This is a genomic window from Candidatus Aegiribacteria sp. (assembly GCA_021108005.1).
GTDB lineage: Bacteria > Fermentibacterota > Fermentibacteria > Fermentibacterales > JCC-6 > Aegiribacteria.
Genome location: JAIORS010000032.1, coordinates 1 through 9,137, shown reverse-complemented (window position 1 = coordinate 9,137; position 9,137 = coordinate 1). Strand labels below are relative to the sequence as shown.

Genomic DNA, 9,137 nt, shown 5'->3' with positions numbered 1-9,137 from the left:
TGGATATCCCTATGGTGGAGTATACCCTATTGACATCAGTCAGCTAATGAGTGACCCTACTTGCGGTTGAATATTACGTAGATGCAGGGTTCCACAACAAGCGTCAGTACAGTGGCTACAAATAACCCGCCGATAATCGTTACAGCCATCGGTGTCCATGTCTCCGCCCCTTCGCCTACACCAAGAGCAAGCGGGAACATAGCAAGTATGGTAGTTGCTGCGGTCATGATAATCGGCCTCATTCTGATAGTGGAAGCCTCAACTATCGCTCTCTTGATCTCCTTGCCGGATCTCCGCAGCTGGTTCGCGTAATCCACCATTACAATACCATTGTTAACCACAATCCCGGCAAGCATCAGCATTCCAATAATCGCCATGACCGACAGAGGCGTTGAGGTTACGAACAACCCCAGTACTACTCCTATGAAAGCAAGTGGTAATGTAAAAATGATGATGAAAGGTTCAAGGAATGATTCGAACTGCCCGGCCATAACCATATAAACAAGGGCAGCGGCAACCATGATAGCGATTCCAAGGTACATGAAGGTTTCCTTCTGATCCTCCATCTCGCCGCCCATTTCATATCTGAAGCCGGTCATGTCGATATCTCTGAGTATAGCCGTGACATCCGATGACACTTCGCCGAGAGACCTGCCGGAGACATCGCAGGAAATAGTAACCATTCTCGCCTGATTCTTTCTTGAAATAGTATTCGATACTACCCTCTGATCAAGGGAACCCATGGATATCAAAGGTCTTCCAAGAATAGACGCGTATTCCAGATCCTCTCTGGAATCCCTTAGGTTTTCAGGATATCTGACGAAGATGTTGTACTCCTCATCTCCCTCGCGATAAATACTGGCTCTTGATCCCTGGAAACCGTATCTGACATCCAGGGCCAGCTGCGATTGTGATATGCCCAGAAGAGAAAGCCTTACAGGATCAGGGACAAAAGAGTACTCGGGAATCAGTTCCTCCATTGATGTTCTGGCGTCTTTGACACCTTCTATCTGCGAAATGGTGTTCTTTATCTCCTCAGCCTTTTCGTACAGGAGATCAAGATCATCTCCGTACACTGTAATCTCTATCGCTGAGGATGACAACAGTGACATGCCCGCTTCCGATGAGTATTCAATTCCGGGCATGTCATCAAGAACATCCCTTATCCTGTCCTGATACTCGAACATGGAAATGCTGCGTTCGCTGGATGGTGTTAATCTTACCCTCAGCATAGCAGCATTGGAACTGCTGGCACCGAAAATAGCCATTATGCCCTCGGCCTCACCAACGGTGGTGAATACCGCCAGCAGATCTTCTGGAGGAATTATCGCGCTGATGGAATCCTCCAGCACTCTCACCGCTTCGTTGGTTATTTCAAGACTTGTACCTATCGGTTCTTCCACATCCATCATCAGGAATCCATCATCAGATTCGGGAAAGAATTCGGATGGAAGCTGACCGACCAGGACTATTGCCAGGATGAACGTAACCGCAGTCGATATCAGAACGACTTTCTTGTGATCAACCGCCCAGGAAACCAGATGGTTGTATTTCCTTTCAAATCTGTCAATTAATGTACCGATCCTGCCAGAAATGCTGCCTGGCTTGAATACCGGTACAAGGTTCTTTGTCCAGGATGAAATCAGCGGAACGAGGCTCAATGCCACGAAAAGAGATATCGTTAAACTGAAGGTTATGGTCAGAACCATTTCCTTGAACAGCTCTCCAGCTATACCGGGTACAAAGAGAATAGGCACAAAGACAGCAAGGGTTGTGAGAGTCGAAGCTGTTATTGCATTGGATACTTCCATTGCTCCTTTGACAGCGGAATCCCTTGGAGACTCCCCCATCTCCCTGTGCCTGAAGATGTTCTCCAGCACTACGATCGCATTGTCCACCAGCATACCGATAGCCAGAGCAAGGCCTGCCAGAGATATCATGTTCAGCTGCACATTCGTGAAGTGCATTACGGCAAAGGTCACAAAAACGGAGATGGGTATCGATATTCCCGCAATGGATGAGCTTTTCCATGATCTCAGGAAGAACAGAAGCACGAGAAAAGCCAGAAAGCATGCCTGAAGGGCTGTTGATCCCAGATTGTTGATGGACTGTTCAATAAATTCCGACTGGTCAAAAAGAATAACCGGAGTGAGAATATTCCCGTAATCATCAGAGATCTCATCAAGTTGATCACGTATCCTGACGCATACGTTAACAGTATTTGCATCCGATCTCTTGTTCATATACAACGATACCGACGGCCTGCCGTTGAATCTTACGTACTGAACCTCATCCGCCTGACCATCCTGAACCGACGCCACATCCCTAAGCAGAACTGGATACCCTGCATTCGCGCCTACAACAAGCTGCTCTATTTCCTCGATGCTGTGGAAAGCTGATTCAACCCTGATGTTCATGTTCATCCCGCCGGCATCGATCCTTCCTGCGGGAGTGTTGTTGCGAACAGAACTCAGTGCTCCTGAAACCTGAGATATCGTAATTCCCGCGTCCATAAGTGCAGCAGGATCTACATCAACGTTTATCTGTCTCTCCCGGCCGCCCATCGTTACGGCTGACCCCACTCCGTCCAGTCTGCTGAAAAGCGGTTCAATTTCCTCCTGGATAAGTGTCCTGAGATCAAAATCGTTAAGTATGTCGCTGCTGAAGCCAACGTACATTACTGGCTGCATGCTTGGATCCAGCGCGAATACCAGTGGATCGTCGGCATCATCCGGCAGAGCGGCCTCGAACATGTCCAGCTGCCTTCTTACATCAGTCTCCGCTTGATTAAGACTGTGCCCCCAGTTGAACTCGGCCGTTACAATACTGATCCCCGCACGTGAGGTAGACGATACTTTCTTGACGTTGGATACCCTCGCAAGCGCCTGTTCAAGAGGATCTGTAACCAGATTTTCCATTTCCTCGGGTCCGGCGCCTTCCATAGTGCTCATAACCATTATCATTGGGAAATCCATATCAGGATACATATCAACACCAAGCTGAGTAAGACCGAATATTCCAGCGCCCAGTATAGCAATAAATACCATCAGGAACGTTACACGTCTTTTAACTGACAGTTCCGGCAGTTTCATCGACTCACCACTTCCACATTGGATCCGTCCTGAAGCATCGTCTGACCTGCTACAACAAGGGAATCGCCGAAATTGAGCCCCTCGGTAATCTGAACCATTCCGTCACTGAAAATACCAACTTGGACATCTCTTATTGAAGCTCTACCATTCTCGATGACAGCTGCCTGAAAACCGTAATGTGTTCTCCTGAGAGCATTTTCAGGAATAGCTATCGAATTCTCGTACGTTTCAGTAAGAACGGCAACTCTACCGGCCATACCGGGTCTGAGCCTTCCACCGGTTTCATCGAATCTGACCTCAACCGGAACCAGTCCGCTGATCTGATCAACGGTTGATGACGCGGAAGTAACCATTCCGGGGAACGATTCATTATCCAGAGAACTGATGGTTATATAGGCAGGAAGACCAGGCTCTATTTCAAGGAGGTTTTCTTCAGGAAGAAGTATTCTGGCCACAATGGCTGAATTGTTGGAGATGGAAACCAGCGGAGTACCGGCGGACGAATTGCCTTCACGTGCCCAAATTCTGCCGATCTCACCATCAAAAGGCGCAGTTATCCATGAATTCTCTCTATTCGTTCTCGCCTGAGCATAACCGGCTCTGGCCTGACTCAGCTGGGCCTGGGCCGCTTCCATAGACGCGAGAGCACCCTCAAGCTGCTGCTCGCTGGCGGCTCCGGCTTCGTAAAGAGACTGCATTCTTCTGTAATTACTTGTTGCGTTGTCAACGTTGGCCTGTGCGGCGCTTATCCCAGCCGCGGCGCTTACTGTACCCGCGCTGGCCTGCTGGTCGGTGTTCAGCCTTACAAGCCGCTGTCCCGCAGTAACACTGTCGCCTTCGGAAACAAGAACTTCTTCAACTTTACCGGGCGAAAGAGCGTAAATAAGAGCTTCTTCAAGACCCTCGACCCTTGTACTTGCGTATACGATGTTTGAAATATCAACAGGTTCCACTATTTCTATGGATACTCTTATTGGAGGATCCTCTTCTTCGATCTGGCTCGAACCGCATCCGGGAAAAAGTAATACACCTGTAAGCAATGCAATAATCGGTATAACAAATCTGTGATTTCTCATCTGAGGTATCCTTCCATCATGCCTACAGCTCTAAGCAGTTCAGCTTCGGCGATTCTCAAGTTAAAAAGAGCGCTGGCATTATTTGTCCTGGCGGTAGTAAGCGCCAGGAAAGACTGATCCATTTCCAACCGGGTTATCATGCCTGCTTCAAATGATATTCTGGCAATTTCGGCTCCTTCCAGAGCCTGTTCGACAGTCGAACATGTTGCCGCGACGCCTTCCCTGGCTGCCTGAAGGTTATTCCAGGCTGACACCAGAGAAAGATTGGTAGCCTGCCTGATACTTCTGGCCGATGCCTCTGAGGCCGTCCTTTCAGCCCTGGCTGAATTGAAGCCTGAAATGTCTGAAAAACCGTTAAACAATGGAACCTGAATGGCAACTGAAGCCACCAGATTCCTGTCGTAATCATCTATCTCGAAGCTGGCGTCGCTTCTTGCCGCCATGTAATTCAGATCTGTCTGGAAAACCAGCTGAGGAAGAAAAGAAGCCCTGGCCATATCCACTCCAGCATCACCTATGAGCCCCATATATTCTGCCACTTGAAGATCAGGGCTGTTTCGGTACATCGCTTCTCGAGCTTCTTCAAGGGTTCCAGGAATCTTGAATTCAGGTTCAGCATCGAGACAGCCCTCTACCTGGAAAAGCCCGTAGCTATCCTGCCCGATAGCTACCGCAAAACCGGTGGAAGCGTTCTCAAGTGCATTCTCAGCTGAAATCAGGCCTGGTTTCCGGTTCTCCCAGGCAACACGACTCTGAAGAAGTTCAAAGCGGGATATCGTACCCGCGTCATATCTTAAAACCGCGAGTTCGTAGCCCGCTTCAGCGATTTCAAGAGCTTCGGCGGAAACATTCATCATTTCCTGTGATAGAAGAACACCGTAGAAAGCCTGTACAACCTGAACAACCGCATCCATCTCAGCCGCCCGGGACTGCTGAAGGGATAGTTCCTCCGCTCTTGATGCCATCCGCGATCCTGCTGGCCCTTGAGGCACAAAAAGAGGTACCGTTACAGATACTCCGGCAATTGACGAGTATTCGGTCCCCATTGGAATCGAGCCCATACCAGGAATTGTCATTTCCTGGATATCGTAATTCTTCGAGAAGGCAAGCTGGCCGTTCACTTTCGGTAGAAACCACAGATCGGCATTTCTGCTTTCCCATACTGCGCTTTCGTAGGACATCAGGGCTGACTGCACATCACCTCTGTTTTCAATTGCGAGTGCAACAGCCTCTTCAAGGGTGACAGCTCCCGCATTAAGGCTTATTAACAACAATATTCCTGCTATATATCTCATCTTATCAGCTGTCCTCTCTTCGTGCGGAAATTCCGTTATACAGTATATCTACAATTTCCTCAATATTTATTTCATCATGAATCGGAATTTTATTGAGGATCTTCATAGTGATTGCAACAAGAAATGAATTAAGCGTCATTATTACCATTAACCCGTTCGTATCAGGCAGTATTTCACCATTTCTTTTTGCGGTATCGAACATCGGATCGATGAACTCAGTGCGCATAACGTTGAATTCATCCTGCATCTCTTCGATAAGAAGACCTATGTTGGGATCTGTAATCATGGACATGAAGGCTCTTGAAATACCAGGATTCTTTTTGACGAACTCTATCCGGAATCGGACATAATTAGTCATGTTCTCCTTCAGGCTCAAATCGGATTTGAGAACCTTCTGGTTCATTGATCTGGCCATTTTTAGAAGGTGCCCGGCGAGGGCTTTGTAGTAACCCTCCTTATTCTTGAAGTAATAGTAAATCATAGGTTTCGAAAGTCCTGATAATTCCGCTACCTGATCCATTGATATCTCCGAAAATGTCTTTTTAGACAGAAGTTCAATACCTGCCTGAAGAAGCTTTTCGCTGTTACTGTCGCTCAAGTTCAACCTCCAATAGTAATTCACTAGTTGAGTATGTATTCTACTTACTAGTAGGTAATATGTCAAGGTAAATACAACTGTCATTCGTATAATTAGTATTACACCATGCTTTTACGATGGTTATAGACTATACATTTTCAAGATATTTCAGATCGTTCAAGAGGGCTCTACCGATACCGCATTCATATCGGTGAGGGGTTCAATCATCAGAACCAGGTTCTGATTCCTTTAATATAGTATGTATGTACACAGAATTACCGGGAGAAGAGAAGTTATGAGTAATGATCATGAATCAGTATTCAGAAGGATTATCAAATCTCATATGCTCAGATATCCTGCCATGAAATGTACCGATATTTACAAACTCATCTATCAGGCTGCTATGGGCAGCGCTCATAATATCATCTGCGTTGATACTGTGCGAAAGCTTTTCTTGGAAGAAACCAGCAGTATGAGCAACGGACCCGGGGAGCCTGTAGTGGATACAATAGCTCATGATGGCAGCATTTTCAGGATAAACATCCGACCGTACGTTCAAGCTGGATTCAATCCTGAGAAACTCTTTGATGCATTCGTACAGACCGGAAAGGAATACACCGGCTCTGTAGGAAAACTTGAACTGTATTGCCGCTGGCTCATCCGGATGAAGAAAGATGCTCTGTTCGCAGGCTGTCCAAGAGCTGTTGAGAAATATCTGGCTGAAATGTCCGAGTTAGATTATCCTGCTGTTCATCATTCATCAGAGTACCGAAATGCCTATTCTCCATCGTATAGAGTAATAGCTTCCATGTTCATCAAGGATCTGGATATCATTCAATAAGGGGGATAGTATCGAGATTGCCGTTAACAGAGATATCCGCTGCCTCTATCCATCCCTCAATATCCTGTCCAAGGGGTCCTATACTCAGGTCCAGGAAATACCAATCCTCAGTTCTTGAAACAATACAGGCAGCGGAAGAAAAAGGTATGGAATCCACTACTGCTGAGAATAAATCCGGTTCGGAATAAAGAGGTGAAGCCAGGTATATCATCGCATACGTAATCCCTGCCGCCGGACCCCAGACCAAAGGAACATCGCTCAATTCCCCGTCTATCACGAATGTCTCATTGCCGGCAATCCATCTCAGTCGGAAGCTTCCTATATTTGCTGCCTGAGCTACTCCCGGATCGAATCCCAGCCAGCCGTCAACAGTCTTACCGGATATTACCACCTGATTTCGTGGAGCAAGCCTGCTCATGAATAATGCAGCTGAATCAGGTCTTGTGAAAACATCCACTGAATCAACACAGATAAGAATGCATTCGTTTTCATCATATGGTTGAGATATCATTATATTCGTCACTGAAGATAACGACATTACAGTTAGAATCAATGAAAAAAACATCTCATCCCTTCCCGATTTGATGTATCTGCATATTACTAATTTATCCGCAGGACCTTTGCACCCCTTACGCTTCCAGTGCGAAGCTCTGAAAGAGCTTTGTTCGCTTCATCCAAAGAGTATTCACTTATTTTGGGCTCTATTTTCATCTCTCCTGCAAGCTCGAGAAATTCACTAATATCCCGTCTGCTTACATTGGCTACGCTCTTGATCTCCTTCTCCATCCACAGATGCTGTGGATAGTTGATTCGAAGAAGGTACTCCTTATCGATATCCTCTTTTCGTATAGCGTTGATGACAAGCCTGCCTTCGGGAGCAAGATTCTTCATTGCTTCAACAACAGGTTTCCATACCGGTGTTGTATCGATGATACTTCGGAGCTTGACTGGAGATTCCTCATCTGTATCACCAGCCCAGCTGGCGCCCAGCTCCATGGCAAATTCTCTCTCACCGGGATTCCTGGCGAATACAAAGATTTCTGTTTTTGGATATCTGAATTTCACCATCTTCAGAACAAGATGGGCGGAACCTCCAAAACCGGTAAGACCGAGACTGTCTCCATTTGCAATTCCTGAAAGCCTCAGAGAACGATATCCGATAGCTCCGGCACAGAGAAGAGGTGCTGCTTGTGTATCACTGAGATATTCAGGAATGGGAAATGCTGAACCTTCTGGAACCGTCATATATTCAGCGTAACCACCGTTGACATCTCTCCCGGTAGCCTTGAATTCGCTGCAGAGATTCTCGTTCCCCTCAAGGCAGTACCTGCATCTGCCGCAGGATGAATAGAACCAACCTACTCCCACCCTTTCGCCGACTCTTCCGGATTCAACATTGTCTCCAGTCCTTACAACGCGCCCGACAACCTCATGACCGGGGATTACTGGAAGAAATGGTGGTGCGGTGCGTCCTTCAATTTCGTCCAGTTCCGTATGGCAAACCCCACACGCCAGAACTTCCAGGAGTATATCATCAGTATCAGGTTCCGGAACCGGTAATTCCTCAAGGAACAGGGGGTCAGGGTTTTCCCTGATATCACACAATTTGCTAAGAACCATTGCTTTCAAAACGTACTCTCACATTTCCTGCAAGGATCGGGTATATTCTACTATCATATTGATCGATACTATTGATAATCCGCTGGTTACGCATTTACCACTTCTATCAACCAAAAACAGGTTACTTGAATTCTGCCAACAAATCGGTATCGGGTTTCACTTTCACTGTATAAATTCCGTTTATCCACTCCCGGTTGAACTCCATCAAAGGAACCAGAGGCCCTCGAACAGGACTATTCGGAAATATCCAGGTATATTTCTTCTCTATGAATTCTCCGGATATGTCTCCCCCTGCTCTTGAAGAAAACGCTACGATAAAAGTCTTTGGGATACCTGTACCGAAATTCGAGATCAGAGTTGTCCATTTACCTGCAGGACAATGTATTTCTTTAGCTTTGAAAAGCCCCATTAGTCTTCATCCCTTCCCGATTCATTAGGTTGGTTTTAGCATAATAGCAGATATAATCAAGATATATGAATAGAGAAAGTCAGAGCCTTCAGAAACTTCGCAAACTATAGACTGAGGGTCAGAGCCTTATGTGCTTAAATTGGATAGGTGCCCCTGTTAATGGTGTAGAGCCAGAGCCTGTAGAGCCCCGAGCCCCTCAATTTGGTGCCCCCGACACGACTCGAACG

Annotated in this window: 8 protein-coding genes; 1 reads left to right on the top strand and 7 read right to left on the bottom strand. The window is 46.7% G+C overall.

The window, feature by feature from the left end; all coding sequences use genetic code 11:
* Positions 1-56: 56 nt before the first annotated feature.
* From K8S15_02345 to K8S15_02330, 4 genes are read right to left on the bottom strand one after another with little or no spacing between them, the layout of a single operon-like run.
* Positions 57-3,092 carry an efflux RND transporter permease subunit gene (locus tag K8S15_02345; GenBank protein MCD4774873.1) on the bottom strand — a complete coding sequence of 1,012 codons (3,036 nt, stop codon included), beginning with the start codon at positions 3,090-3,092 and terminating at the stop codon, positions 57-59.
* Positions 3,089-4,168, bottom strand: coding sequence for an efflux RND transporter periplasmic adaptor subunit (locus tag K8S15_02340; protein MCD4774872.1), 1,080 nt, complete (start codon positions 4,166-4,168; stop codon positions 3,089-3,091). Before K8S15_02340 ends, K8S15_02345 begins: the two co-directional genes overlap by 4 nt.
* Complete coding sequence (locus K8S15_02335; GenBank protein ID MCD4774871.1) at positions 4,165-5,439, bottom strand: TolC family protein; 1,275 nt, start codon at positions 5,437-5,439, stop codon at positions 4,165-4,167. The genes K8S15_02340 and K8S15_02335 overlap by 4 nt, the downstream gene beginning before the upstream one ends.
* A 28-nt stretch (positions 5,440-5,467) precedes the next feature.
* A complete protein-coding gene (locus tag K8S15_02330; protein ID MCD4774870.1) occupies positions 5,468-6,061 on the bottom strand; it encodes a TetR/AcrR family transcriptional regulator in 594 nt (197 codons plus the stop codon).
* Positions 6,062-6,335: 274 nt separating this feature from the next.
* On the opposite strand from K8S15_02330, the gene K8S15_02325 reads away from it, so the two are divergent.
* Entirely contained in the window at positions 6,336-6,881 is a 546-nt protein-coding gene (locus K8S15_02325) for a hypothetical protein (protein ID MCD4774869.1), read from the top strand.
* Here the strand turns inward: K8S15_02325 and K8S15_02320 are convergent.
* From K8S15_02320 to K8S15_02310, 3 genes are all read right to left on the bottom strand, one after another.
* Positions 6,871-7,446, bottom strand: coding sequence for a hypothetical protein (locus tag K8S15_02320; GenBank protein ID MCD4774868.1), 576 nt, complete (start codon positions 7,444-7,446; stop codon positions 6,871-6,873). The two genes, K8S15_02325 and K8S15_02320, sit on opposite strands and share 11 nt — an antisense overlap.
* A 35-nt stretch (positions 7,447-7,481) precedes the next feature.
* Positions 7,482-8,510 (bottom strand): zinc-dependent alcohol dehydrogenase family protein, encoded by a 1,029-nt coding sequence (locus K8S15_02315; GenBank protein ID MCD4774867.1) that lies wholly within the window; start codon positions 8,508-8,510, stop codon positions 7,482-7,484.
* 112 nt (positions 8,511-8,622) lie between these two features.
* Positions 8,623-8,910: a hypothetical protein gene (locus K8S15_02310; protein MCD4774866.1), complete on the bottom strand. Its 288-nt coding sequence runs from the start codon at positions 8,908-8,910 to the stop codon at positions 8,623-8,625.
* Positions 8,911-9,137 lie beyond the last annotated feature (227 nt).

Coding starts and splice junctions, on each gene's coding strand:
- K8S15_02345 (MCD4774873.1), bottom strand. CDS start 3,092: ATGAAACTGCCGGAACTGTCAGTTAAAAGACGTGTAACGTTCCTGATG.
- K8S15_02340 (MCD4774872.1), bottom strand. CDS start 4,168: ATGAGAAATCACAGATTTGTTATACCGATTATTGCATTGCTTACAGGT.
- K8S15_02325 (MCD4774869.1), top strand. CDS start 6,336: ATGAGTAATGATCATGAATCAGTATTCAGAAGGATTATCAAATCTCAT.
- K8S15_02320 (MCD4774868.1), bottom strand. CDS start 7,446: ATGTTTTTTTCATTGATTCTAACTGTAATGTCGTTATCTTCAGTGACG.
- K8S15_02310 (MCD4774866.1), bottom strand. CDS start 8,910: ATGGGGCTTTTCAAAGCTAAAGAAATACATTGTCCTGCAGGTAAATGG.